We start from the raw sequence: 24,646 nt of genomic DNA, 5'->3' as shown, positions 1-24,646 counted from the left end.
ATTATTTGAATTCCAATGCCAAAGCGGCGCACCACGACTGGCCGCGCGCGCTCTGGGGCAACAACTTCAGCTGACGTCCATGCTCATGCGGCGTAATGGTAATGGTCAGGTCCGGCTTTGGCAAAAAGCCTGTGCCTTTATCTGGCCACTCGATCAGGCACAGTGCATCTTCATCGAAGTAATCACGGATGCCCATGTACTCCAGTTCTTCAGGGTCGACCAGGCGGTAGAGGTCGAAATGGAAAGCGCGAATCGCACCGATTTCGTAGGGCTCAACCAAAGTGAACGTAGGGCTTTTTACCGCCCCCGTGTGGCCCAGGCCGCGGATAATCCCGCGGGACAGGGTGGTCTTGCCCGCCCCCAGGTCACCTTCAAGAAAGATCAGCCCCGCCCCGCCTGTGACCTGCGCAATGCGCTGACCAAACGCCACCATGGTGTCTTCATCGGCCAGGAATAGGATTACTTCAGGCACGGCGACTGCTCCTCCAGCAATTGACGAATGGCAGGTATCAAGTCGCTGGCAGCCAGCCCACGACCAAAAGTGCCCTGGCGATCTCCCGCAGTGGCGTGCAGCCACACCGCCAGGCAGCCGGCTTCATAGGCAGGCATGCCTTGGGCCAGCAATGCGCCGACCAGGCCGGCCAACACATCACCGAGCCCCGCGGTTGCCATGGCCGGGTGGCCCTGGTCACAGCGTGAAACACGTCCGTCCGGGCTGGCAATCAAACTGCCAGCACCCTTGAGAATAGCCACTGCGTTGAATTTCTGACTCAACGCGCGCGCCACCTTAAGACGATCGGCCTGAACCTCGGCTGTCGAAATCCCCAACAACCGTGCCGCCTCGCCCGGGTGCGGGGTGATCACGCAGTTGGCCGGCAGGCTCACGCTGCCCGCGGCCAACTGGTTCAAGGCGTCTGCGTCCCAGACTTGCGGCTGCTTGGCGTTGGCGGCGACCGACAGCAGGCTTTTGCCCCAGGCGGCGCCGCCCAGGCCCGGGCCGATCACGATCACCGAGATTTTTTCCAGCAGCCCCATCAATTGGTTGGCCGAGCTGACGCCGACGGTCATGACTTCCGGCAAGCGCGCCAATGCGGCGGCAACGTGTTCAGGGCGCGTCGCCAGCGAGACCATGCCCGCGCCGCTGCGCAAGGCACTCTCGGTGCTCAGCAGCGCGGCGCCGCCAAAGCCGTGGTCGCCACCGATCACCAGCAGGTGGCCGAACTGGCCTTTATGGGCGTCCGGGGAACGTGCAGCCAGTTGCGGCAAATGGCCGTGCAACAGCGGCTGTACGTCGGTTATTGCGTGTTTTGTCTGCGGCATGCGTCTTCAAGCTCCGATGTCTGGCAGAATTATACCTATCTAACCTGCGGTTTCCCTTGTCTCATGCCTGCCATCACCACCGATCTGCCCGCCCTCGCCCAATCGATCAAAGACTGGGGCCGCGAGCTGGGCTTTCAACAAGTCGGCATCAGCGGCCTGGACCTGGCCGAGCATGAACAACATCTGCAACGCTGGCTCGACGCGGGCTACCACGGCGAGATGGAATACATGGGCGCCCATGGCAGCAAACGCTCGCACCCCGACGATCTGGTGCCGGGCACCTTGCGCGTGGTCTCGCTGCGCATGGATTATCTGCCAGGCGACACCCAAATGGCGCAGCTGCTGGCCAAGCCAGAGAAAGCCTACATCTCCCGTTACGCCCTGGGCCGCGATTATCACAAGCTGATCCGCAAGCGCGTGCAGCAACTGGCCGACCGCATCCAGGCACAGATCGGCCCGTTCGGCTTTCGCGCGTTTGTCGACAGCGCGCCGGTATTGGAAAAAGCCATCGCCGAACAGGCCGGCCTCGGCTGGATCGGCAAGAACACCCTGGTCCTCAATCGCAAGGCCGGCAGCTATTTCTTCCTCAGCGAGCTGTTTGTCGATCTACCGCTGCCGGTAGACCCGCCGCACACCACCGAACATTGCGGTCGCTGCACGGCGTGCCTGGATATCTGCCCTACCAATGCCTTCGTCGGCCCCTATGTACTCGACGCCCGACGCTGCATTTCCTACCTCACCATCGAACTCAAGAGCGCGATCCCGGAAGACCTGCGCCCGCTGATCGGCAATCGCGTGTTCGGCTGCGATGACTGTCAGATCGTTTGCCCGTGGAATCGTTTCGCGCGCCCTACCGACGAGGGCGATTTCAAGCCACGGCACAACCTGGATAACGCTGAGTTGGCCGAGCTGTTCATGTGGGACGAGGATAAATTTCTCAACAGCACCGAAGGCTCGCCGCTACGCCGCGCCGGCTACGAGCGCTGGCTGCGCAACCTGGCGGTGGGCCTGGGCAATGCGCCGTCGAGCATTCCGGTACTGGAAGCGCTGAAGGCGCGCCGTGACTACCCCTCGGCGCTGGTGCGCGAACACGTGGAATGGGCGCTGAACCAGCACGCCGGGCGTTAATGCACGTCGTCGTTATAGACGAACTTGGGCATTTCCCAGTGAAAACGGATCGCCAGCAGGCGCAATAGAAAGCCGCTGAACAGCGTCAGCAGAATCGCTTGCTCGCTCGGCAACGCCAGATACAGGCAGAGCATGTAGAACCAGGCAGCGAGGAACGACACGCTGGCGTACAGCTCGCGGCGGAAGATCAGCGGGATATCGTTGCAGAAAATATCGCGCAAGATGCCGCCGAAGACACCGGTGATCACCCCGCTGACCGACGCTACCAGCATGCCGTGGCCCATTTCCAGGGCCGTCATGCAGCCGATCAGGGTAAAGGCGACCAGGCCCACGGCGTCCAGCGCCAAAAACAACGAACGCAGGCGGCGCATCAGCGGGGCGATAAAGATCGTCAAAAGCGCAGCGATGGAGGTCAGCACCAGGTATTCCGGGTGCTTGACCCAGGTCAGCGGGTAGTGGCCGAGCAACACATCGCGCACCGAACCGCCACCCAGCGCTGTCACGCATGCAATCAACACCACGCCAAACCAGTCCATGCCGCGCCGACCGGCAGACAAGGCACCGGTCATGGCTTCGGCGGTAATGGCGACGAGGTAGAGCATCAGCAGCATGGTGGCGATCCTTGCAAAGAGGCCGGCAGTCTAATCATTTGCTGATGGCACCAAAAGGGGGCGCACCGCGAAAGACCGAGGCGCGCCCTTCGCGAGCAAGCCCGCTCCCACACTCAACCAGTTTCATCTTTGGAATGGAGTCGAATGTGGGGCTTGCTCGCGAAGGCGCCGGGCCAGGCGCCACAGATTCAAGCCTTGATGAAATGCTTGCGGTAATGCTGCAGCTCGGCGATCGACTCGCGGATGTCGTCCAGCGCCAAGTGGGTGCTGCCCTTATGAAAGCTGTCTTTGACTTCCGGCGCCCAGCGCGCGGCCAGTTCCTTGAGCGTGGACACGTCCAGGTTGCGGTAGTGGAAGTAGCTTTCCAGTGCTTTCATGTGCGTATAAAGGAAGCGACGGTCCTGGCAGATGCTGTTGCCGCAGATCGGCGACTTGCCCTTGGGCACCCACTTCTCCAGGAAGGCGATGGTTTCGGCCTCGGCTTCGGCCATGCTGATGCGGCTGTCGCGCACGCGCTGGGTCAGGCCGGAGTTGCCGTGGGTGCGGGTGTTCCACTCGTCCATGGTGGCGAGTACGGCGTCGCTGTGGTGAATGGCGATCACCGGACCTTCGGCCAAGGTGTTGAGGTTGCTGTCGGTGACAATGGTCGCCATCTCGATGATGACGTCGGTGTCGGGGTTCAGACCGGTCATTTCCAGATCGATCCAAATCAGGTTCTGTGGGTTTTGCATGGCTTGATTCTCTTGGCACCTTGGCGTAGCTGCGCAGTTTAGCAGGCGGGGCCGTGCTAGACTCGCGACCGTTTTACCTAACCTTTGCATTATCGACACGGAACACCAATGGCCAAACGCCAGCTCAATCGTCGCCAAAACTGGCGCATCGAAAAGATTCAAGGTGAACGCGCCGCACGCGCCGCCAAACGTGAATCCTCCGCCGTGGAAGCGCTCGAGGGCGGCGACCTGGGCCCCGAACAAACCGGCCTGGTGATCGCGCACTTTGGCGTGCAGGTCGAAGTCGAGGCGCTGGAAGGCGAACTCGCCGGTTCGGTATCGCGCTGCCACTTGCGCGCCAACCTGCCGGCGCTGGTCACCGGCGACAAGGTGGTGTGGCGTGCCGGCAACCAGGGTATCGGCGTCATCGTCGCCCAGTTGCCCCGCACCACTGAACTGCGCCGCCCCGACAGCCGCGGCCAGCTCAAGCCGGTGGCCGCCAACGTCGACATGATCGTGATCGTGTTCGCGCCGCTGCCCGAGCCGCATGCCAACCTGATCGACCGCTATTTGGTCGCAGCCGAACATGCCGGCATTCGCCCGCTGTTGCTGCTGAACAAATTCGACCTGATCGACGCGCAGAACGCCCCGGCGCTCAACGCCTTGCTGGCGGTGTACCGCACGCTGGGCTACCCGGTGCTGGAAGTCTCGGCGCATCACGGCAATGGCATGGAACAGCTGCAGCAGCAGTTGGACGGGCGCATCAGCGTGTTTGTCGGCCAGTCCGGCGTGGGCAAGTCGTCGCTGGTCAACAGCCTGTTGCCGGAAGTCGATACCCGCGTGGGCCCGCTGTCGGAACTGTCCGGCCAGGGCACCCACACCACCACCACCGCGCGGCTGTTCCACTTCCCCGGCGGCGGTGAGCTGATCGACTCCCCAGGCATCCGCGAATTCGGCCTCGGCCACGTCAGCCGCAGCGATGTGGAAGCGGGCTTCATCGAATTCAACGACCTGATCGGTACCTGCCGCTTCCGCGACTGCAAACACGACCGCGAGCCGGGTTGTGCACTGCTCAAGGCCCTGGAAGACGGACGCGTGCAGCAGCAGCGGATGAACAGCTATCGGTCGATTATTGCGAGCTTGCCTGAGAGCAGTTATTGAGCGGCGATTTCTTGATCCATATAAATGGCAGCGCCCTAGCCCATTGATTTAAAGGGTGCTGGCATCAAGTATTTCGTGCCTCGGCTGGAGGCCAACGCTGTGCGAGATGTTATCAGTGGTGTCAAAGCCTACCTTCCACTCTGACAAGAAATGAAAACGCCCCGATCAAGCGGGGCGTTTTTCATGGGTGAGGCTTACGACCCCGTACCAGGCGCCGTCGGATCTTTCACCCCACCGTCATCAAACAGGTTCAGCTTCTGGCGCAGCTCATGGGCCGGCAACGGTTCCTGCCCAGGCGGAATGGCGTTCGGGTCGGCCGGCACTTCGCCGGGCGCGCCTGCACCTGGGGTCGGCGCAGGTGGCGGCTGGTCGCCTTCGATAGCGCGCTGGGCCTTTTTGGTCAGCACGACAATATCGATGCGGCGGTTGATCGGGTTGAAGGGTTCCTTCGGATCAAACAACTGCGAGGAGGCAAAACCGACTACCCGTGCCACTTGCGGGTCCGGGTAGCTGCCGGCGACCAGCGCCCGGCGCGCGGCGTTGGCGCGGTTGGCCGAGAGCTCCCAGTTGCCGAAATCGCCCTGCCCGGCATAGGGTTTGGCGTCGGTGTGGCCGCTGATGCTGATCTTGTTCGGCACCGCCTTGATGGTGTCAGCCATGGCCAGCAGGATGTCTTCAAAGTAAGGCTTCAAGCGCGCGCTGCCCGAGTCGAACATCGGCCGGTTGGCGGCGTCGGTAATCTGGATGCGCAAGCCGTCCGGGGTGATCTCGAACGAAATCTGGTCCTTGAATTTCAGCAGCTGCGGGTTTTCCTCGACCTTGGTCTGCAGTTCCTGCAGCAACAGCTCAAGGCGTTCCTGCTCGACCTGCTCGGCCATGGCTTCGACGGTATCGCGCTCGATCGGGATTTTTTCCTGCGGCGCTTCGGTCTTGACTTCCGGGTTGATGGTGCGCTCCGGCGCCAGCTGCGGCGAGCCGCCCAGGTCGATCACGAAGGGCGTGCCGCTTTCCGAGAAGCCAATCGGGTCTTTGAAGTAGCCGGCGATGGCGATCTTCTGTTCGGGCGTGGCGGTGGACATCAGCCACAGCACCAGGAAGAACGCCATCATCGCCGTCGCAAAGTCGGCGAAGGCGATTTTCCAGGCGCCACCATGGTGCCCCGCAGCGAAGCGCTTGACGCGCTTGATGATTATCGGCTGGTTGTTTTCCATGGCTTAGCGACCGCGAACCGCTTGTTCCAGCTCGGCAAAACTTGGGCGGTGCTTGGGGTACAGCACCTTGCGACCGAACTCCACGGCCAGCGACGGCGGCATGCCGGAAGCGGACGCCACCAGGCTGGCCTTGATCGACTCGTACAGGTTGATTTCTTCCTTGGCATCGTGGGCCAGGGAGGTGGCCAGTGGGCCGAAGAAGCCGTAAGCCGCGAGAATACCGAAGAACGTACCGACCAGCGCCGCACCCACGTGCATGCCGATGGCTGCCTGGTCACCCTCGCCCAGGGAGGCCATGGTCACCACGATACCGAGTACCGCCGCGACGATACCGAAGCCGGGCATGCCGTCGGCGATGCCGGTCACGGCGTGGGAAGGGTGTTCCAGCTCTTCTTTAAGGCTGAACAGCTCCATGTCGAACAGGCCTTCGAGCTCGTGGGGGGCCATGTTGCCGGAGGACATGATGCGCAGGTAATCGCAGATGTAGGCGGTCATGCGCTCGTCTTTGAGCACGGCCGGGTACTTGGCGAAAATCGGGCTGGCGGCGGCGTCTTCGATGTCGGCCTCGATGGCCATCATGCCTTCGCGGCGGCTCTTGTTGAGGATCTCGTAAACCAGGCCCAGCACTTCCAGGTAGAAGGTGTGGGTGAACCGCGAACCGAACATGCCCAGGGATTTCTTGACCACGTGCATGGTCATGTAGCCCGGGTTCGCCTGCAAGAATGCACCGAACGCCGCACCACCAATAATCAGCACTTCGAAAGGCTGGATCAGCGCAGCAATTTTACCGTGGGACAGGACATAGCCACCGAGCACACTTGCGATGACGACGATGATGCCGATAATTTTAGCCATAGGAGATGAGTACTTGCGCCGTCGGGTTCATGGACATATTGGGGGGAACTGAAAACTCTTGTTCCTCTTATCGGCAAAACTGCGCCAGACTATAGCCCGTTAAGGCGAAAAGCCAGTTCGGCCCGCTCCGGGCGTGTTGACCGCAAGTGATGATCGCGCCCCTATCATGGCTAATGAAACGACAGTCCCAACTGCAAAACCCAATTCTCTCGCCGCTTGGATCAAGCGCCTGGACGAGGTGCTGCTGCCCGTCCCCCAGGCCAGCCACGACCGCGTGTGCAAAGCCATCCGCGACAGCCGCAGTTCGTTGCGAGATATTGCCGAACTGATGCAACACAGCCCGGCCCTGGTGCTCAGCGTGATGCGCGAGGCCAACAGCCACACCCAGGGCAGCATGACCGCGCCGGCGGAAAACCTCGAAGTGGCGCTCAACCGCCTGGGCCTCAAGCGCGCCGAAGAACTACTGGCGCGCCTGCCCTCGGTGCCCGAGCAAGAAATTCCCGTGGCGTTGCGCCAACTGCTGCTGGTCAGCCAGCACGCCTCACAGCAAGCCAATGGTTTGTTCGGCAGCCGCCTGGCGCGGCTGTGGCAAGACATTCACTGGGGCAGCCTGCTGTTTCTGTCGCCGCTGTGGCCGATGGCGGTGGCCTACCCGAAACTCCTGGAAGAGTGGGAGCTGCGGGTTATCCACAAGGGCCAGTCGGCGCGCAGGGTCGAGCAGGCATTGTTCGGCGTGCGCCTGCTGGACCTGTGCCTCGGCCTGACCGAGACCTGGCACCTGCCAATCTGGGTCTCCCAGGGCTATACCCTGCTGCTGACCGAGCAACGTTTGCTGGTCAAGGCACTGCATATCGCCCGCGAAGACGATCCGCTGCGCCACCAGCAATTGCTCGACGCCGAACCCAACCTGCGGCGCTGGCTGAACCAGCCGGCCAATACCGTGCTGCTGGCCAATGGCCTGGCGATGTCGGCTCAGGAGTCCTGGACCTGCCCGCACACCGAGCGCTGGCAGTACCTCACCGCGCTGTACCTGCAACAGCCCCTGAGCGACGTGCAGCAACAGGTTCACCAACAAGCCGCGACCAGCGCCCGCAGCACCTTGATGCCCGACCTCTGGCACCCGGCGCTGTCGCTGATCTGGCCGTGGCATGTGCAAAAAATCCACCGCGGCCTGCTGCCGGCACCGCCGCCCACCGCCGAGGCCCTGGCCGTGTGGCGCAAGCGCTGCACCGAACTGCTGGTAGAGCCGAGCCGCTTTGCCAACGCCATGCACCTGACCACCTGCGCCAAAGAGGCTTTGTCGGCCAGTGGCATGCAGCGGGTCATGTTGCTGATGACCGATCGCGCCCAGAGCACCTTGCGCGTGCACCAGGTCGACGGCCTGCCCAAAGACGCCGCCAATCTGAGCCTGGACGTGGTCAACAGCACCCTGCTGCAGCGCCTGATGGAAAAATCCGCCCAGGTGCGCCTCACACCGGACAACCACGCTCAGTTCTCGGCCCTGCTGCCGCCGATCCTGCGCCGCCTGTTTAGCGGTGAACACCTGCTGCTGCGCTCCCTGAGCTGTAACGGCAAGGTGGTGATGCTGATGCTCGCCGACCAGGGCGGCGGGCCCTTCTCGGAAACCACCGTGCAAGCCTTCGGCAAAACCGCCCAGTGCATCGAGAAAGCCCTGCACAGCTTTACCAACCGCAGCGCCTGATGCTTGCGCTACAATCGCCGTCTTTTATCACCAACATTTGTGCCCAGGAGACCTCACATGCCTGACTTCTCTGGCTTGCCGCTGGTGATCGAGTCCAGCGACCTGCTCGGTCAACTGGAGGCCGAACACCTGATTCTGGTGGACCTCACCAGTGCCGCCCGCTACGCCGAAGGGCACATCCCCGGCGCGCATTTCGTTGACCCCAAGCGCACCCAATTGGGCCAGCCGCCGGCGCCAGGCTTACTGCCGCACAAGGCCGACCTGGAGAAACTCTTCGGCGAACTGGGCCACACCCCGGACGCGACCTACGTGGTCTACGACGACGAGGGCGGCGGCTGGGCCGGGCGTTTCATCTGGATGCTCGACGTGATCGGCCACCAGAAATACCACTACCTCGACGGCGGTCTGCTGGCGTGGCTGGACGGTAAACACCCGGTGTCCACCGAGGTGCCCGCCCCGGTCGGCGGCCCGGTCAGCCTCACGCTGCATGACGGCCCCACCGCCACCCGCGAATACCTGCAAAGCCGCCTCGGCGCGGCTGACCTGGGGATCTGGGACGCGCGCGGCCCGCTGGAGTATTCCGGCGAAAAAGTCCTCGCAGCCAAAGGCGGGCACATTCCCGGCGCAGTCAATTTCGAATGGACCGCCGGCATGGATAAGGCGCGCAGCCTGCGTATCCGCCGCGACATGCCGCAGATCCTCGAAGACCTCGGGCTGACCAAAGACAAAGAAATCATCACCCACTGCCAGACTCACCACCGCTCTGGCTTCACCTACCTGGTGGCCAAGGCGCTCGGTTATCCGCGAGTCAAAGGTTATGCCGGTTCCTGGGGCGAATGGGGCAACCACCCCGACACCCCCGTCGAGATTTAAGGTTTAAGGACAGTTATGAAAAAGCAGTTGTTTATCCTCAGCCAGTACCTGCTGCCGCACCACCTGCTGTCGCGGTTGGCCGGCTGCATCGCCGAGTGCCGCGTGCGCTGGTTCAAGAATGCCTTCACCAACTGGTTCGCCAAGCGCTATCAAGTGGACATGTCCCAGGCCCTTGTAGAAGACCTGACGGCCTACGAGCACTTCAACGCCTTCTTCACCCGCGCCTTGAAAGACGGCGCACGCCCGCTGGATCAAACCCCAGGCGCGGTACTGAGCCCAGCCGACGGCGCGGTCAGCCAGCTAGGCCCGATCGAGCATGGCCGGGTATTCCAGGCCAAAGGCCACAGTTTCAGCGTGCTGGAACTGCTGGGCGGCGATGCGGCCGTAGCGGCGCCGTTCATGGGCGGTGATTTCGCCACTGTTTATCTGTCGCCGAAGGACTACCACCGTGTGCACATGCCACTGGCCGGTACGCTGCGCGAGATGGTCTACATTCCTGGGCGCATCTTCTCGGTGAACCAGACTACCGCCGAAAACGTCCCGGAACTGTTCGCACGTAACGAACGTGTGGCGTGCATTTTCGACACCGAACGCGGCCCGATGGCCGTGGTATTGGTGGGTGCGATGATTGTCGCGTCGATTGAAACCGTGTGGGCCGGCTTGGTCACGCCGCCGAAACGCGAGCTGAAAACCTTCCGCTACGACGAAGCCGCGCGCGCGCCGATCCACCTGGAGAAGGGTGCGGAGTTGGGACGCTTCAAGCTGGGTTCGACCGCGATCGTGCTGTTCGGGCCGGATCAGGTGAAATGGGCGCAAGAGTTGGTGGCGGGTTCGCCGGTGCAGATGGGCCAGGGTATGGCACTGCCGAAAGCTTGATCTGAATACCACATAGAACAAATGTGGGAGGGGCGGTGCGACGATTCGACTTGCCCCCTCCCACATTCAGTTACAGCTGGCCATCGCGGTCGCGAAAGCCCAGCAGATACAGCACACCGTCCAGCCCCAGGGTCGAAATCGCCTGCTTGGCCGATTGTTTGACCAGCGGCTTCGCGCGGAACGCCACACCCAGACCGGCAATCGCCAGCATCGGCAAGTCATTCGCGCCATCGCCGACCGCAATGGTCTGCTCCAGACGCAAGCCTTCCTTGTGGGCCAATTCCTTCAGCAAATCCGCCTTGCGTTGTGCGTCGACAATCGGCTCCACCGCCACGCCGGTCACCTTGCCATCCACCACTTCCAGCTCGTTGGCGAACACATAGTCGATGCCCAGCTTGGCCTGCAATTGCTTGGCAAAGTAGGTAAAGCCACCGGACAGGATCGCGGTTTTGTAGCCCAGGCGCTTGAGTTCGGCGAACAGGGTTTCGGCGCCTTCGGTCAGGCGCAGGGACGCACCGATCGAGTCCAGCACACTCACGTCCAGGCCCTTGAGCAGCGCCAGGCGCTCCTTGAAACTGGCACGGAAATCCAGCTCGCCGGCCATGGCGCGCTCGGTGATCGCGGAAACCTGCTCGCCCACCCCGGCCGCCTTGGCCAGTTCGTCGATGACTTCGGCTTCGATCAGCGTGGAGTCCATGTCGAACACCGCCAAGCGCCGGTTGCGACGGAACAGCGAATCTTCCTGGAAGGCGATGTCGACATTCAGTTCCTGGGCCACGCTGAGGAATTCGGCGCGCAGGGCTTGCGGGTCGGCCGGTTCGCCGCGCACCGAGAACTCGATGCAGCCCTTGCCTTTGTCGGCCGGCGTGTCCAATGGCATGCGGCCCGACAGACGGTCGATATGGTCGATATTCAACCCGTACTGGGCGGTGATCGAGCTGACGCGCTGCAACTGCTCGGCAGTGACCTTGCGGGTCAGCAGGGTCACGATATGGCGTTTTTTGCCTTGGCCCTCAACCCAGTGCTGGTAATCGGTTTCGGAAACCGGGGTGAAACGCACTTGTTGATCGAGCTTGTACGCCGTAAACAGGATGTCCTTGAGCACCGAAGACGCCTGTTCGTTGCTCGGAATTTCCACCAGGATCCCGAACGACAGGGTGTCGTGGATCACCGCCTGGCCGATGTCGAGAATGTTTACACCACCCTGGGCCAGAACACCGGTAATGGCTGCGGTGAGACCTGGTCGATCTTCACCGGTGATGTTTATCAGGACAATTTCGCGCAAGGCGCACCCCCAGGCTGGAAAAAAACCGCATTCTACCCACTTTCAGTGACCATCGGGCACAGCCAGCGCTTTGCCGGTCTTGGGCCTGTCGCTATACTGCGCGTCAACTTCACGGACCAAGAGCCGAGCTCAAGTGAACCGGCCTACGCCAGTAAAAACCGACAACTTCTTTCTGCTGATCTTCCGGGCACTGCGCCACCGCCGTGTACCGATCGCATTACGCATCGCTAGCCATAACGTGATCCTGGTCGCTCTGGCCCTGGTGATCTACGCCTGCGTGATGGGTTTGCAGTTCAAGCAGGCCATGCACGAGCAAGCCGACGCCCTGGGCGAGAGCCTGACCACCCAGACCGCCACGTCGGCGACGGAGCTGTTGGTGTCCAATGACATCCTCAGCCTCAACGTGCTGCTCAACAACCTGACCAAGAACCCGCTGGTGGCCCACGCCGCCATTTATAGCGTGGACAACCGGATCATGGCCGAAGCCGGGCAGCGCCCGAAAAACGGCCTGCTGGGTGAAGCCGAAGGCCTGTACCAGAGCAATATCACGTTTCAGGACGTGAAGGCCGGCCAACTGCGCATCAGCCTCGACATGCAGCAGTTCCAGCAGCCGATGACCATCAGCCTGCAAAGCATGGGCATCCTCAGCGCGATCCTGCTGGCATTGGCGCTGGCCTTGAGCCTGCGCCTGGGTCGCCATATCTCTACGCCGCTGATGCAACTGCGCATCTGGTTGCGCGATATCGACGAACACACCCCGGCCACCGACCGCCAGGATGAGATCGGCGACCTGGCCCGCCAGCTGCACGCCAGCTTCGCCCCGGAACCGGTGGTGCGCGAAGTCGAGCCCGAACCCGAATACGACGAAACCGACTACGACGAAGAGCCCGAGTTTGAAGTGCGCGACCTGCGCGACCCGGGCTTTGATGAAAGCACCCCGGTAGCGGGCCTGAAGCCAGCGACCCGCAAGGTGATCCAGGCCGAAGAAGACGAACTGGACGACGAAGACCCCTTCGCCGACCTGCGCGACACCGCGGCCAATACCCCGGCCATTGCGCCGAAACCGGTGCCCGCGAAGAACGCCGAACCTCAGCACAGCGCAGTCCTGGCCGTGCAACTGGGCGCCCAGGATCAGTTGCGTCGCCTGCCCCGCGCGCGCTTGACCGAGTTGCTGGAGCGCTACCGCGACTGCCTCGACCAGGCCGCCTCGCTGTACCAGAGCGAGCTGCACACCCTGAACGACGGCAGCACATTGATGCTGTTCCACAGCGAAGACAGCGGCGAAGACTACCTGACCAACGCGATTTGCTGCGGCGAGCTGCTGCGCGCCCTCGGCCACGAGTTGCAGATCGAAGTGGCCGACAGTGGCATCACCCTGCAACTGCAGTTGGGCCTTACCGTAGGCGACGACCTGTTCGGCATGAGTCAGATCGACCTGCTGCTGACGGAAATCGCCCAGGACGCCCTGGCCCTGTCCCAACACAGCCGCAACCTGCTGCTGGTGGAGCGCAAGATCAGTGAAGACACATTGATCCGCCAACGCGCGCGCATCCGCCCGATTGCCAGCCCTGAGGGGGCAAGCTGTGTGGAGCGGTTGATGGAGCCGTACCCGTCGATGCTGGAACGGCAGTTGGCGCGGATGCACGAGACCCGCGCGAAGCTCTGAAGGTGAGAGGGGGCTTGCCCCCGATAGCGGTGGGTCATCCCATAGAGGTGCTGGCTGACACTCTGCCATCGGGGGCAAGCCCCCGCTCACAGTGGATCTCCACAAGCATCGAGCAAATCGCGCCCAACAAAAAGGCCCGCTGAGTCAGCGGGCCTTTTTTGTTTCAGCGATTCAGGTCAGAACCTGAACACTTCCATGTCCGTACGAATCGGCACGGCCATCGGCATCTTCGGCTTCTTCGGCTCGGCAGGCTTGGCCTGTACCGGGGCCGACTTGCGCGGCGCCTCGGCAATTGGCGGCTGGTTGGCCAATGGCTTGAGGGCCACCGACAACTGCTGCGCCAAGTGCTGCAACAGCACACCCTGGGCCTGAACCTGGGACGCGGTGGTGCCGGAGTGCTCTTCCTGCAAGTGCACGATACGGTTATCGCGCACCTGGCCACGGCGGTCGATCAAGCGCCACTGCGCATCGAGGATCGCCGGCTGCGAAGTACCCGAGTCGAGCCGGGTAATTGTCAGCAAAACCTGTACATCCGGGGTAAAGCCCGTGGGCGCGGGGGCGAGCACCACACGCTGGCTGTCCAGATGACCGGCTACCTGGCGCAACATCAGCTGGTTGATGTCGGACGATAAACTGCCCGCCCAACGGCCATCTGTGGAACCTTGCAGGCTGCCGTCGTTCTGACGTTGCAGCAGGGTTTCGCGTTGCAGGTAGTCAGCCACGACCACCGGCCCCAGCAGAACCGCCATGCCAGCGGTCTGGGCTGGCTGAGCCGGACTTCCGCTGTCCAACTGGTACAGCGACACCGGCTGGTGTGTGCTGCAACCCGCCAGCCCCAAAAGGCCAGCGAGCATGAAAATAAAAGGAAGGCGTGGAGCAGTCATCATCCCATCCAGGTGGCTGCCACAAGGCTAACCACAATGTAATACTTAAAAATAACCTAAACACGCTCGGCCACGCCGGCGCTGGAAAGGCCATATCATCCGTGAATATGCGCCATGACTCCAGCGCCAAAGCGTCGATCTACGCGTTAAATCGTAGATCGAGGGCTCTAAACCGCGTTAAACGGCTGTTTCCACCAGCAAAGCATCCACACGCTGGAAGCCACGAGGCAGTTTATTACCGCGACGGCCACGCTCGCCCTTGTAATGTTCGAGGTCGTCAGGGCGCAAGGACAACGTGCGCTTGCCGGCCTGGAGCACCAGGGTGGAGCCTTCCGGGATCACCGCGATGTCGGTCACGTACTCTTCGCGACTGGCCACCCGCTCGCCGGGAATACCGATAATCTTGTTGCCCTTGCCTTTGCCCAGTTGCGGCAAATCGCTGATCTTGAACACCAGCAAGCGCCCTTCGGTGGTCACCGAGGCCAGCCAATTGCTTTCGCGGTCGTCCACCGGCCGCGGCAGGATCACCTTGGCGTTGTTAGGCAAGCTCAGCAGCGCCTTGCCGGCCTTGTTCTTGGCCTGCAGGTCTTCACCCTTGACCACGAAACCGTAACCCGCGTCGGAGGCGATCACGTACAGTGCGTCGTCGTCCGGCAGCAGCACACATTCAAAATTCGCGCCCGGCGGCGGTGTCAGGCGACCGGTCAACGGCTCACCCTGCCCTCGCGCGGACGGCAAGGTGTGGGCCGGCACCGAGTAACTGCGCCCGGTGGAGTCGATAAACACCGCAAACTGGTTGGAACGCCCGGCCGCAGCCGTCTTGAAGCCATCGCCGGCTTTGTACGACAAGCCGGTGGCGTCAATATCATGCCCTTTGGCGGAACGAACCCAACCCTTTTCCGACAGAACGACGGTAATTTTCTCGTTAGGCAACAGCTCTGTTTCTGTCAGAGCTTTCGCCTCGGCACGCTCGACGATCGGCGAACGACGGTCGTCGCCGTAGGTTTCGGCGTCCTTGATCAGCTCGGTGCGCACCAGCTTTTTCAGCTTGGCTTCGCTGCCCAGCAGGGCTTGCAGCTTGGCCTGCTCCTTGAGCAATGCGTCCTGCTCATCGCGCAGCTTCATCTCTTCCAGGCGCGCCAACTGACGCAAGCGGGTGTCGAGGATGTAGTCAGCCTGGATCTCGCTGAGCTGGAAACGCGCGATCAGCTCGGCTTTGGGGTGCTCGGCGGTACGGATGATGTGGATCACTTCATCCAGGTTGAGGTAGGCAATCAGCAAACCGTCCAACAGGTGCAGGCGGCGCTCGACCTTATCGAGGCGGAATTGCAGACGGCGACGCACGGTCTGCACCCGGAACTCCAGCCACTCCACCAGCAGGTTGCGCAGGTTTTTCAGCTGCGGCTTGCCGTCCAGGCCAATGATGTTGATGTTGACCCGGTAGCTGGACTCCAGGTCGGTGCTGGCAAACAGGTGCTGCATCAGCACTTCGTGGTCGACCCGGCTGTTGGTCGGGATGATCACGATGCGGCAAGGGTTCTCGTGGTCGGATTCGTCACGCAGGTCGGCCACTTGCGGCAATTTCGACGGTTTGGCCTGCATCAGCGCGGCGATCTGTTCCAGCACCTTGGCGCCGGACACCTGGTGCGGCAGCGCGGTGACAATGATGTCGCCGTCTTCGACGTGGTACACGGCGCGCATACGCACCGAGCCCTTGCCGGTTTCGTACATCTTCAGCAGGTCGGCGCGCGGCGTGATGATTTCCGCTTCGGTCGGGTAGTCCGGGCCCTGGATATGCTCGCAGAGCTGCTCGACCGTGGCCTTGGGCTCATCCAGCAGGCGCACGCAGGCGGTGGCGACTTCGCGCAGGTTGTGCGGCGGTACGTCAGTGGCCATGCCGACCGCGATGCCGGTGGTGCCATTGAGCAGGATATTCGGCAAACGTGCCGGCAACACCAGCGGCTCGTCCAAAGTGCCGTCGAAATTCGGCCCCCAGTTCGCGGTGCCCTGGCCCAGTTCGCTGAGCAGCACCTCCGAGTAACGCGACAGGCGCGCCTCGGTGTAACGCATGGCGGCGAACGACTTGGGATCATCCGGCGCACCCCAGTTGCCCTGGCCGTCGACCAGCGTGTAGCGGTAGCTGAACGGCTGCGCCATCAGCACCATCGCTTCGTAGCACGCCGAGTCGCCGTGGGGGTGGAATTTACCGAGCACGTCACCGACGGTACGCGCCGACTTCTTGTGCTTGGAATCGGCGTCCAGGCCCAACTCACTCATGGCGTAGATAATGCGCCGCTGTACGGGCTTCAGGCCGTCGCCGATATGCGGCAAGGCACGGTCCATGATCACGTACATGGAGTAGTTGAGGTAGGCATTTTCGGTGAAGTCAGCCAGCGAACGGCGCTCTACGCCATCTAAACTGTCTGCGAGGATGTCACTCATGCGGGCCTCATCATTATTGGGTAAGGCGCAGCGGAACTGCCGCTGCGCTGATTCAATTCAAAAAAATGCGGGTTCATGGCTGGGCGCTCCAACCACCGGCCGGGGCGGCGAAACGATAGACCACCGGGCGTTTTTCACCATCGGCGCGCGCGCCGAAATTGTTGTCGATGCCCAGCCAGGCGCCCTCGGCGTCGATCACCAGGGCTTCGGCCAGGCCATACGGCTGGTCGTAGCGGCGCTCGGGCGTCAGGGTCTCGTCGGCGAACGACCAGCACAGCTCGACGTTGGCCGTGACTGCATCGCGCCGGCAAATCTGGAACGCATTGCGCTCCAAGGTAAACAGTTTGCCGTTGAACAGCGCCAAGTCGGCAAAATCCTTGGACACCGCCTTGGCATGGGTGAACTTGGCCGGTTGCACTTCCTGGCCAGCCTCGCTCAACAACACGCAGGGGCCATCACAGTCCCACAGGCTTTGCGGGCGCTTGATGGAGATCAGACCGCGCCGCTCGCGCTCGGCTGCCAGCCAAATCTGATTGCCCTCGGGGTTCACCGCCAGGCCTTCAAACAACGCGTTGAAGTGCAGCAACATGCCACTGGCCCGGGCTTCACGCACCATGCCTGGGGCGATTTTCAACCACTCCGGCGCGCCGGTGACCGGCACTTGCAGCACCGCCGCATGGGCTTCGCTGACAATGTAGCGGTTACCCGCGGCATCGCAGCTGATGCCTTCGAAATCCAGGTCGCCGCCGCGAATGAACGAGGCAGCCTTGGTGCGCGAGCGCAAACCCCAGGGCAACCCGGACTCCGGCACCGGTGGCACTTCGATCTTTACCGTTTCGGCCTGCCAGGTCGGCGCGCTGATATCGAGGCGGTAGATCTGGTCGTCATCGCGGTCGGACACCGTCCACAACTCGTTGCCGCACAACGCCAGGCCCGACAAGTTGCCGCCGCGCATGCCGTCCACCGGGTGTTCCGACACGAGTTTCAGCTCGGCCACGGGCGCGGCGACCACCGAGGTGGCCGCCAACCCGCTCAACATCAGGATCGCCAGGGCGAAACCTGTGCGCATCAGCCCAGCACCTCGGCCAGGTTGCCTTTGGATTCCAGCCAGGCCTTGCGGTCCGGAGCACGTTTCTTGGCCAGCAACATGTCCATCATTTCCGAGGTGCCGGCGAAGTCTTCCAGGGTCAGCTGCACCAGGCGCCGGGTGTTCGGGTCCATGGTGGTTTCACGCAATTGCGGCGGGTTCATCTCGCCCAGACCTTTGAAGCGCGTGACCTGTGGCTTGCCGCGTTTCTTCTCGGCCACCAGGCGATCGAGGATGCCATCGCGCTCGGCGTCGTCCAGGGCGTAGAAGATTTCCTTGCCGAGGTCGATGCGGTACAGCGGCGGCATCGCGACGTAGACGTGGCCGGCATCCACCAGCGGGCGGAAGTGCTGGACGAACAGCGCGCACAGCAGGGTCGCGATGTGCAGGCCGTCGGAGTCGGCGTCGGCGAGGATGCAGATCTTGCCGTAGCGCAGCTGGCTCATGTCCGCCGCGCCCGGATCGACCCCGATGGCCACGGCGATGTTGTGCACTTCCTGGCTGGCCAGCACTTCGCTGCCATCGACTTCCCAGGTGTTGAGGATCTTGCCGCGCAACGGCAGGATCGCCTGGAATTCCTTGTCCCGCGCTTGCTTGGCGGAACCGCCGGCGGAGTCACCTTCGACCAGGAACAGCTCGGAACGCATCGGGTCCTGCCCGGCGCAGTCGGCCAGCTTGCCTGGCAGCGCCGGGCCCTGGGTGATGCGTTTGCGTTCGACTTTCTTGCTGGCCTTCAAGCGACGGCCGGCGTTGTTGATCGCCAGCTCGGCCAGGGCCAGGCCCAGCTCCGGGTGCTCGTTGAGCCACAGGCTGAAGGCGTCCTTGACCACACCGGAGACAAACGCTGCCGCCTCGCGGGACGACAGGCGTTCCTTGGTCTGGCCGGAGAATTGCGGCTCCTGCATTTTCATCGACAGCACGAACGCGATGCGCTCCCACACGTCTTCCGGCGCCAGCTTGACGCCGCGCGGCAACAGGCTGCGGTATTCGCAGAACTCGCGCATGGCATCGAGCAAACCCTGGCGCAAACCGTTGACGTGGGTACCGCCCTGGGCGGTGGGGATCAGGTTGACGTAGCTTTCCTGCACGCTGTCGCCGCCTTCCGGCAACCACAGCAACGCCCAGTCGACCGCTTCTTTATTACCCGCCAGGCTGCCGCAGAACGGCTCGTTGGGCAGGCGTTCGAAGTCGCTGACGGAGTCTTCCAGGTAGGAGCGCAGGCCGTCTTCGTAGTGCCACTCGACCTTCTCGCCAGTGCCTTTGTCTTCAAAGGTGACCAGCAGGCCCGGGCACAGCACCGCCTTGGCCTTGAGCACGTGCTTGAGGCGGCTGATAGAGAATTTGGGCGAATCGAAGTATTTCGGGTCCGGGGCGAAGTACACGCTGGTGCCGGTGTTGCGCTTGCCGACGGTGCCGATCACCTGCAGGTCGGTGGCTTTGTAGCCATCGGCGAAGGTCATTTCGTACTCGTTGCCGTCGCGCTTGACCTTGACCCGCACCAACGTCGACAGGGCGTTGACCACGGAAATGCCCACACCGTGCAAGCCACCGGAGAACTGGTAGTTCTTGTTCGAGAACTTGCCACCAGCGTGCAGCTTGGTGAGGATCAGCTCGACGCCCGACACGCCCTCTTCCGGGTGAATGTCCACCGGCATGCCGCGACCATCGTCGGACACTTCCAGGGAATGGTCGGCGTGAAGGATGACATGCACCGACTTGGCGTGACCGGCCAGGGCTTCGTCGACGCTGTTGTCGATGACTTCCTGGGCAAGGTGGTTCGGCCGACTGGTGTCGGTGTACATGCCGGGGCGTTTGCGCACCGGGTCGAGGCCCGAGAGGACTTCGATGGCGTCGGCGTTATAAGAGCTAGCGCTGGGAGTGGCCATGGGGTCTCGTCGTGAGTCGTTCGATTAAAAAGTAACCTGTGATTTCCAAGGCAATTAGAGTGCCGAGAAATCAAAGGATTGATACTGATCTGCGCCAATGCCGGCAAAACTCAACAGGGCCGGCAATTGCTGGGCAAACCCCTGGTAACCATGGTCGCCACCGGCCTGGATGCGCAAGGCGCAGGCCCGGTAGTACTGCTGGGCGAGGCGATAATCCAGTGTTTCATCGCCGGTCTGCAACCACACCTGATACCGCGCGGCATCCTGCGGGGCCGGCACTTCCAGCTCGGCCAGCGCGGTGACGTGGTCGTGGGTCAGCTCCCAGGTTTCATCGGTGTAGAGGTTCTTCTGGGTGCCCAGGTAGCCGTCGAACATCCGATGCGGGCTGACCGCGGGGTTGACCAGCAACGCCTTGAGGCCATGGCGCTCAGCAAGATGGGTTGCATAGTAGCCGCCGAGCGAGCTTCCGACTAGCAGTGGCCGGCCCAGCTGCGCAATGGCTTCTTCCAACTGAGGAATTGCCTTACGCGGGTGGTGATGCAGGGCCGGGACACGCAGTTGGTCGGCGAGGCCGAGGGTGTCCATCACGGTGATCAGTTGGCTGGCCTTGTTGGACGCCGGCGCGCTGTTGAAACCGTGGATATACAGGATCGATGCGGACATGCCGGGCTCTCCATGCTTGCGCCAAAAGGGCGCAGTTTACAGGGAATCTCAGTAGCCGTTGCTACCGTAATCCACCGTAAACGCGAAGCCGACCAAACGCTCTACGCCAGTCTCCAACCGCCCGTCGGCATGCAAGCGCAGCCAACGATAGCCCGGTGCCTGCTCACTGACCTTGAAATCCTCGCTGCCCGGCGCGAACTGGATGCAGGTCGACGGCGATGCCAACAGGCGCACGCCGTTACGCGCCAGGTCAATCTCCTGGTGCACATGCCCCCAGAGCACTGCCTTGACTTGCGGGAAGCGCTCCAGCACGGCAAACAGGGCATCGGGGTTGCGCAGGCCGATGGGCTCCATCCATGCACAGCCAATCGACACAGGATGGTGATGAAAGCACACCAGATGATGGCAGTTAGGCGCCTCACTCAATGCCTGGGCCAGCAATTGCAACTGGCTGTCCTGCAGATAGCCCGGCACAGAACCGGGCACGGCGGAGTCCAGCAGGGTAATGCGCCAGTTACCGACGTCGACCACCGGCTCCAGCAAATCGCTGTGCACGGCAGCGTGAGCCATGATGTGTGGCTCGTCGTGGTTACCGGGAATCCAGCGCGCCGGGGCATCGATCTGCCGGGTCATTTCGCGGAACAGCTGATACGACTCCAGCGTGCCATCCTGGGACAGGTCCCCGGTGGCCAGCAGCAGATCAATCCGCGGCTGCTGCTCGCGCACCAACCCGATCACCCGTTGCAGGCTCTCGCGGGTGTTCATGCCCAGCAGCGTGCCATCGGCCTCGGCAAACAGGTGGCTGTCGGACAACTGCACCAGCAACGCCGGCGCATCAGGGTTCAAGGTGGCTACGCTCGGCAAGGCGCTCTCCCAAGGCAATCACAGGAAATGGACAATTGGCGTGATTATGCTGGGGCAGGATGCAAAGAGGAAACCCAAGGAAGCAGACGCAGTTCACATCTACCGCACAGCTTCGAACTCATGGCCCAGGGCCAGGCAGTGGCTCAACCATTCACCGAGGAACACATTGAGCTGTGCTTTCTCATCGGGCTGGTGCATGAACACGTTGGGGTAAGGATAGATGCTGCGAAAGCGCCGCGCATGTTCGGCGCTGACGACTTCGGCCATCCGTGCGTCGTGGTACACCTGCACTTCCAGCTGCGGCACCGGCAGCCACGGCAGGCTGTGCTCCTGGCGCACGCGCAGGGTGGTGGTGTAGGGGCAATTCACGATGACCTCAAGGGCCAGTACGCCGAGCATCTGGTCGCCATGGGTCACCGCAATGCGCCGCGCCTCGGGGGCATGGCGCATATCGGGGAGCAAGCGCAACAACCGCGCATAGTTGGCCTCGCAGGCGGCTTGCAACCCGATCAGGTCGACTCGATAGCGTTCACGTGCCTTTACTGCCATAACCCCCTCACTTCCGCGCGATTAAGCGCAAGCCATTGCAGGGCGATTATGCTGGCTGCGTTGGAAATTTTGCCGTCACGCACCGCTTGCAGGGCATCTTCGAAGGCCCAGGTGGTGACGCGGATATCTTCTGCCTCTTCTTCCAGTCCATGCACGCCGCCTGCGCCAGAGCTGTCGCAACGGCCCAGGTACAAATGCACATGTTCAGTGCTGCCGCCGGGCGACGGGAAATATTTGGTGATCGGCCACAACGCGGAGAACGTCAGCCCAGCTTCCTCCTCGGCTTCGCGGTGTGCAACCTCCTCCGGTTCCTCATCCTTGTCGATCAGGCCGGCGACCATCTCGATCAGCCAGGGGTTGTCGGTGCGACCCATGGCGCCGACGCGAAACTGCTCGATCAACACCACTTCGTCGCGCTGCGGGTCGTAGGGCAACACACACACGGCGTCGTGGCGCACAAAGACTTCACGGTTGATCACCCGGCTCATGCCGCCGTCGAATTTTTCGTGGCGCAGTTGCACGCGGTCGAGTTTGTAGAAGCCCGTATAGGCATTGTCGCGCTGAACAATTTCAATTTTGCTCGGCGTCGATTTTGCAAAGTCCGTCATATCCCATCCTCGTTAAGCCGGAGCAATTGGCGCCATCCTAACGCGCTCCTGCCGGTTGGTGCAGCCCCTTTCCGGTTGCCGGGATAGACGGCGAGCGCCAAAAACACTCTAATCAGCTTAGTGGCGAACTGACTGCCATGCCGGTAGTCGAAGTTCCACAAATTTCGCTCTTCTCGATAGACGAAGGACATCCATGTCGCTTTTAAAAATCGCCTCTGTGGCCTGCATCGCATTGACCCTTGGTGCCTGCCAAAGCCTGTTCCAACCCAGCTATCGCGCGCCGGTGGAAGCCACCCGCGATGCCACCGAGCAAAGCAAGCCGGGCTGCGCCAGCACCGATTGCCCGCTGGTGAATATCGACACCGTGCACTTTGCCAAAGAACCCAAGCTGGACGCCCTGATCGAACAGCGCCTGCTGGAAATGACCCAGAGCGACCCGCTGCCGACCAGCCTGGAAACCTACCGCGAGCAATTCCTGCAAACCGCCGCGCCACGCAACAGCATGTACTTGCAGGCCAAGGTACGTGAACAGCATGACGGCTTGGTGATCATCGAGTTGTCCAGTTACCTGGACCAGGGCGCCACCCATGGCGAGCCCGGTCGCGCGTTCATCAACTATTCGCGCCAGCAGCAGAAAGCCCTTTCGCTGACCGATATGCTGCTGCCCGGCAAGCAAGACGCGTTTTGGAAAGCCGCCCAGGTTGCCCATAACAGCTGGCTGATCAGCACGCGCCTGAGCCTGGAGCCGGAGTACGTAAAAACCTACCCGTTCCAGAAAACCCCGAACGTGGCCCTGACCTATGGCGCCGTGGTCCTCAAGTACCCCACCAACACCATCGCGCCGTATGCCTTGGGCCACGTCGAGTTGCAGATTCCCTATTCGCGTCTCGACGGCATCATCAAACCTGAGCTGGTGCCCGCGCGCCGCTGAAAGCCCGACCGAGGATGAACTGCAACAGCCCTGCCAGCACCAGTGCCGGCAGGGTTGCGCCGATATCCGCGGACATGTTGGCCAGCAGGTGGTAGGTGGCAACGCCGCCCACCCAGGCCAGCAGCGCCGGCCAACGCAGGCTGGCGAGCGTACCCTGACCACGACGGCGCAGGATGAAATGATCCACCAGCACCACGCCAAATAACGGCGCAAACACCGAGCCGATCAGTAACAGGAAGTTCTGGTACTGGGCCAATGGCGCAAAACACGCGATCAGGGTGCACAGCAGACCGATGGCCAAGGCCAGGTGTTCGACCTTCAAGCGCAACAGAATCCCGCTGGACACCGCCGCCGAGTGAATATCGGCAAAGGCGTTCTCCGTTTCGTCCAACAGAATCAACAGCAGCGGAATGCCCAGGCCGGCCCCGGCCAATGCCAGCAACAGCGCATTCACCTCACCGCTGGGCGCGAACGCCAGGGTGTAGGCCACGCCCAGGCTCATCAGCCAAAAGTTACCGATAAAGAACCCCAAGGCGGTACCGCCGAACACGCTTTTCGCGCGCTTGCCGAAACGCGAGTAGTCGGCGATCAGTGGCAGCCACGACAGCGGCATGGCGATGGCAATATCGAAACCCACCGCAAACGGCATCGAACCGTCACCGGCCTTGGCCCACAGTGCGCCGAGGTCAGCCTTGGCGAACAGGTTCCAGGTCAGCCACAGGCAGGCGGCGAGCAGCAGCCAGATGCCCCACTTGCGCAGGATCTGCCGCACAAACGTCAGCGGGCCACTTACGGCCAGCAAAGTCGCCAAGCCGCCGAAAAACAGCGTCCACAGCAGGGGGCTGGCCAGCAGGCTGCCTTCGCTGAAGGCGCGCGCGCCGAGCAGGCTGGCGGCATCGCGCATCACGATGATCTCGAACGAACCCCAGCCGATCAGTTGCAGCAGGTTCAACAACGCCGGCAGGCTCGCGCCCTTGGCGCCCAGGCTGAGCTTGAGGGCGGCCATGGCCGACAGGCCGGTGTCGCTGCCGATCACGCCGACGGCGGCCAGCAACAGCACGCCGACCAGGGTGCCGAGGAAAATCGCCAGCAACGAGCCGGACAGGCCCAGGCCCGGCGCAAGCAATGCGCCGGTCTGCAGCACCATCAGGCCGATGCCGAGGGAGAACCACAGGGAGAACAGGTCACGGGCGCCGAACACGCGTTTGTCGCTCGGCACTGCGACATCCGGGGAGTAGGTACTCGGTTGAATGCTCAAGGGTGTTATCTCTGAGGGGCATTTGTTGTTTGGGGGATCGCTATCGCGGGCAAGCCCGGCTCCCACACTGGAATGC

At 62.3% G+C, this 24,646-nt stretch carries 23 protein-coding genes; 7 read left to right on the top strand and 16 right to left on the bottom strand.

Annotated features, from left to right (window positions below):
- Position 1: 1 nt before the first annotated feature.
- Positions 2-472 (bottom strand): tRNA (adenosine(37)-N6)-threonylcarbamoyltransferase complex ATPase subunit type 1 TsaE, encoded by a 471-nt coding sequence (gene tsaE / locus WBR57_RS09240; RefSeq protein ID WP_101265901.1) that lies wholly within the window; start codon positions 470-472, stop codon positions 2-4.
- Positions 460-1,320, bottom strand: coding sequence for an NAD(P)H-hydrate dehydratase (locus tag WBR57_RS09235; protein WP_424083567.1), 861 nt, complete (start codon positions 1,318-1,320; stop codon positions 460-462). The genes tsaE and WBR57_RS09235 overlap by 13 nt, the downstream gene beginning before the upstream one ends.
- Positions 1,321-1,383: 63 nt before the next feature.
- Here WBR57_RS09235 and queG point away from each other — a divergent pair, with 63 nt between their 5' ends.
- Positions 1,384-2,448: a tRNA epoxyqueuosine(34) reductase QueG gene (gene queG, locus WBR57_RS09230; RefSeq protein ID WP_424083566.1), complete on the top strand. Its 1,065-nt coding sequence runs from the start codon at positions 1,384-1,386 to the stop codon at positions 2,446-2,448.
- On the opposite strand, the gene WBR57_RS09225 is transcribed toward queG, so the two are convergent.
- Positions 2,445-3,059, bottom strand: a complete 615-nt coding sequence (locus WBR57_RS09225) for a trimeric intracellular cation channel family protein (protein WP_424083565.1) — start codon at positions 3,057-3,059, stop codon at positions 2,445-2,447. The two genes, queG and WBR57_RS09225, sit on opposite strands and share 4 nt — an antisense overlap.
- 188 nt (positions 3,060-3,247) lie before the next feature.
- The gene (gene orn / locus WBR57_RS09220) at positions 3,248-3,790 is read right to left on the bottom strand and encodes an oligoribonuclease (protein WP_010213620.1); all 543 of its coding nucleotides are present in this window, start codon (positions 3,788-3,790) and stop codon (positions 3,248-3,250) included.
- Positions 3,791-3,898: 108 nt separating this feature from the next.
- Between orn and rsgA the strand changes: the two genes are divergently transcribed.
- Positions 3,899-4,930: a small ribosomal subunit biogenesis GTPase RsgA gene (gene rsgA, locus WBR57_RS09215; protein ID WP_169376977.1), complete on the top strand. Its 1,032-nt coding sequence runs from the start codon at positions 3,899-3,901 to the stop codon at positions 4,928-4,930.
- A gap of 194 nt (positions 4,931-5,124) precedes the next feature.
- Here rsgA and motB read toward each other — a convergent pair whose 3' ends face one another.
- Both motB and motA read right to left on the bottom strand, forming a co-directional pair.
- A complete protein-coding gene (gene motB / locus WBR57_RS09210) occupies positions 5,125-6,141 on the bottom strand; it encodes a flagellar motor protein MotB (RefSeq protein WP_424083564.1) in 1,017 nt (338 codons plus the stop codon).
- Between the two features lie 3 nt (positions 6,142-6,144).
- Positions 6,145-6,996: a flagellar motor stator protein MotA gene (gene motA, locus WBR57_RS09205; protein WP_016976894.1), complete on the bottom strand. Its 852-nt coding sequence runs from the start codon at positions 6,994-6,996 to the stop codon at positions 6,145-6,147.
- 166 nt (positions 6,997-7,162) lie between these two features.
- Here motA and WBR57_RS09200 point away from each other — a divergent pair, with 166 nt between their 5' ends.
- The 3 genes from WBR57_RS09200 to asd are packed head-to-tail and all read left to right on the top strand — an operon-like array spanning position 7,163 to position 10,447.
- Positions 7,163-8,698 carry an HDOD domain-containing protein gene (locus WBR57_RS09200; RefSeq protein ID WP_424083563.1) on the top strand — a complete coding sequence of 512 codons (1,536 nt, stop codon included), beginning with the start codon at positions 7,163-7,165 and terminating at the stop codon, positions 8,696-8,698.
- Between the two features lie 57 nt (positions 8,699-8,755).
- Positions 8,756-9,571 (top strand): rhodanese-like domain-containing protein, encoded by an 816-nt coding sequence (locus WBR57_RS09195; RefSeq protein ID WP_424083562.1) that lies wholly within the window; start codon positions 8,756-8,758, stop codon positions 9,569-9,571.
- A gap of 15 nt (positions 9,572-9,586) precedes the next feature.
- Positions 9,587-10,447, top strand: coding sequence for an archaetidylserine decarboxylase (gene asd / locus WBR57_RS09190; RefSeq protein ID WP_424083561.1), 861 nt, complete (start codon positions 9,587-9,589; stop codon positions 10,445-10,447).
- Positions 10,448-10,517: 70 nt separating this feature from the next.
- Here asd and serB read toward each other — a convergent pair whose 3' ends face one another.
- Positions 10,518-11,732 (bottom strand): phosphoserine phosphatase SerB, encoded by a 1,215-nt coding sequence (serB, locus tag WBR57_RS09185; protein ID WP_424083560.1) that lies wholly within the window; start codon positions 11,730-11,732, stop codon positions 10,518-10,520.
- A gap of 133 nt (positions 11,733-11,865) precedes the next feature.
- On the opposite strand from serB, the gene WBR57_RS09180 reads away from it, so the two are divergent.
- Positions 11,866-13,398, top strand: a complete 1,533-nt coding sequence (locus WBR57_RS09180) for an AhpA/YtjB family protein (RefSeq protein ID WP_424083559.1) — start codon at positions 11,866-11,868, stop codon at positions 13,396-13,398.
- Positions 13,399-13,574: 176 nt separating this feature from the next.
- Here WBR57_RS09180 and WBR57_RS09175 read toward each other — a convergent pair whose 3' ends face one another.
- The 8 genes from WBR57_RS09175 to WBR57_RS09140 all read right to left on the bottom strand — a co-directional run bounded on the left by WBR57_RS09175 (position 13,575) and on the right by WBR57_RS09140 (position 22,381).
- A complete protein-coding gene (locus WBR57_RS09175; protein ID WP_424083558.1) occupies positions 13,575-14,282 on the bottom strand; it encodes a PqiC family protein in 708 nt (235 codons plus the stop codon).
- A 177-nt stretch (positions 14,283-14,459) separates the two neighbouring features.
- Entirely contained in the window at positions 14,460-16,724 is a 2,265-nt protein-coding gene (parC, locus tag WBR57_RS09170) for a DNA topoisomerase IV subunit A (protein ID WP_424083557.1), read from the bottom strand.
- Positions 16,725-16,797: 73 nt separating this feature from the next.
- Positions 16,798-17,793, bottom strand: coding sequence for an esterase-like activity of phytase family protein (locus WBR57_RS09165; RefSeq protein WP_424083556.1), 996 nt, complete (start codon positions 17,791-17,793; stop codon positions 16,798-16,800).
- A complete protein-coding gene (gene parE, locus WBR57_RS09160; RefSeq protein WP_424083555.1) occupies positions 17,793-19,697 on the bottom strand; it encodes a DNA topoisomerase IV subunit B in 1,905 nt (634 codons plus the stop codon). The genes WBR57_RS09165 and parE overlap by 1 nt, the downstream gene beginning before the upstream one ends.
- Positions 19,698-19,751: 54 nt before the next feature.
- Positions 19,752-20,360, bottom strand: coding sequence for a YqiA/YcfP family alpha/beta fold hydrolase (locus WBR57_RS09155; protein WP_424083554.1), 609 nt, complete (start codon positions 20,358-20,360; stop codon positions 19,752-19,754).
- A gap of 48 nt (positions 20,361-20,408) precedes the next feature.
- Positions 20,409-21,224 (bottom strand): 3',5'-cyclic-AMP phosphodiesterase, encoded by an 816-nt coding sequence (cpdA, locus tag WBR57_RS09150; protein ID WP_424083553.1) that lies wholly within the window; start codon positions 21,222-21,224, stop codon positions 20,409-20,411.
- 99 nt (positions 21,225-21,323) lie between these two features.
- Positions 21,324-21,773, bottom strand: coding sequence for a DUF1249 domain-containing protein (locus WBR57_RS09145; protein ID WP_424083552.1), 450 nt, complete (start codon positions 21,771-21,773; stop codon positions 21,324-21,326).
- Entirely contained in the window at positions 21,764-22,381 is a 618-nt protein-coding gene (locus WBR57_RS09140) for an NUDIX domain-containing protein (RefSeq protein ID WP_424083551.1), read from the bottom strand. The genes WBR57_RS09145 and WBR57_RS09140 overlap by 10 nt, the downstream gene beginning before the upstream one ends.
- Before the next feature lie 193 nt (positions 22,382-22,574).
- Here WBR57_RS09140 and WBR57_RS09135 point away from each other — a divergent pair, with 193 nt between their 5' ends.
- A complete protein-coding gene (locus WBR57_RS09135) occupies positions 22,575-23,312 on the top strand; it encodes an RsiV family protein (protein WP_424083550.1) in 738 nt (245 codons plus the stop codon).
- Here the strand turns inward: WBR57_RS09135 and cytX are convergent.
- Positions 23,281-24,570 (bottom strand): putative hydroxymethylpyrimidine transporter CytX, encoded by a 1,290-nt coding sequence (gene cytX / locus WBR57_RS09130; RefSeq protein WP_424083549.1) that lies wholly within the window; start codon positions 24,568-24,570, stop codon positions 23,281-23,283. The genes WBR57_RS09135 and cytX overlap by 32 nt on opposite strands.
- Positions 24,571-24,646 lie beyond the last annotated feature (76 nt).

It is taken from the genome of Pseudomonas sp. (genome assembly GCF_049590575.1).
Classification (GTDB): domain Bacteria; phylum Pseudomonadota; class Gammaproteobacteria; order Pseudomonadales; family Pseudomonadaceae; genus Aquipseudomonas.
This window is presented reverse-complemented; position numbering and strand designations above follow the sequence as displayed.

Coding starts and splice junctions, on each gene's coding strand:
- WBR57_RS09235 (WP_424083567.1), bottom strand. CDS start 1,320: ATGCCGCAGACAAAACACGCAATAACCGACGTACAGCCGCTGTTGCAC.
- queG (WP_424083566.1), top strand. CDS start 1,384: ATGCCTGCCATCACCACCGATCTGCCCGCCCTCGCCCAATCGATCAAA.
- WBR57_RS09225 (WP_424083565.1), bottom strand. CDS start 3,059: ATGCTGCTGATGCTCTACCTCGTCGCCATTACCGCCGAAGCCATGACC.
- orn (WP_010213620.1), bottom strand. CDS start 3,790: ATGCAAAACCCACAGAACCTGATTTGGATCGATCTGGAAATGACCGGT.
- rsgA (WP_169376977.1), top strand. CDS start 3,899: ATGGCCAAACGCCAGCTCAATCGTCGCCAAAACTGGCGCATCGAAAAG.
- motB (WP_424083564.1), bottom strand. CDS start 6,141: ATGGAAAACAACCAGCCGATAATCATCAAGCGCGTCAAGCGCTTCGCT.
- motA (WP_016976894.1), bottom strand. CDS start 6,996: ATGGCTAAAATTATCGGCATCATCGTCGTCATCGCAAGTGTGCTCGGT.
- WBR57_RS09200 (WP_424083563.1), top strand. CDS start 7,163: ATGGCTAATGAAACGACAGTCCCAACTGCAAAACCCAATTCTCTCGCC.
- WBR57_RS09195 (WP_424083562.1), top strand. CDS start 8,756: ATGCCTGACTTCTCTGGCTTGCCGCTGGTGATCGAGTCCAGCGACCTG.
- asd (WP_424083561.1), top strand. CDS start 9,587: ATGAAAAAGCAGTTGTTTATCCTCAGCCAGTACCTGCTGCCGCACCAC.
- WBR57_RS09175 (WP_424083558.1), bottom strand. CDS start 14,282: ATGACTGCTCCACGCCTTCCTTTTATTTTCATGCTCGCTGGCCTTTTG.
- parC (WP_424083557.1), bottom strand. CDS start 16,724: ATGAGTGACATCCTCGCAGACAGTTTAGATGGCGTAGAGCGCCGTTCG.
- WBR57_RS09165 (WP_424083556.1), bottom strand. CDS start 17,793: ATGCGCACAGGTTTCGCCCTGGCGATCCTGATGTTGAGCGGGTTGGCG.
- parE (WP_424083555.1), bottom strand. CDS start 19,697: ATGGCCACTCCCAGCGCTAGCTCTTATAACGCCGACGCCATCGAAGTC.
- WBR57_RS09155 (WP_424083554.1), bottom strand. CDS start 20,360: ATGTCCGCATCGATCCTGTATATCCACGGTTTCAACAGCGCGCCGGCG.
- WBR57_RS09145 (WP_424083552.1), bottom strand. CDS start 21,773: ATGGCAGTAAAGGCACGTGAACGCTATCGAGTCGACCTGATCGGGTTG.
- WBR57_RS09140 (WP_424083551.1), bottom strand. CDS start 22,381: ATGACGGACTTTGCAAAATCGACGCCGAGCAAAATTGAAATTGTTCAG.
- WBR57_RS09135 (WP_424083550.1), top strand. CDS start 22,575: ATGTCGCTTTTAAAAATCGCCTCTGTGGCCTGCATCGCATTGACCCTT.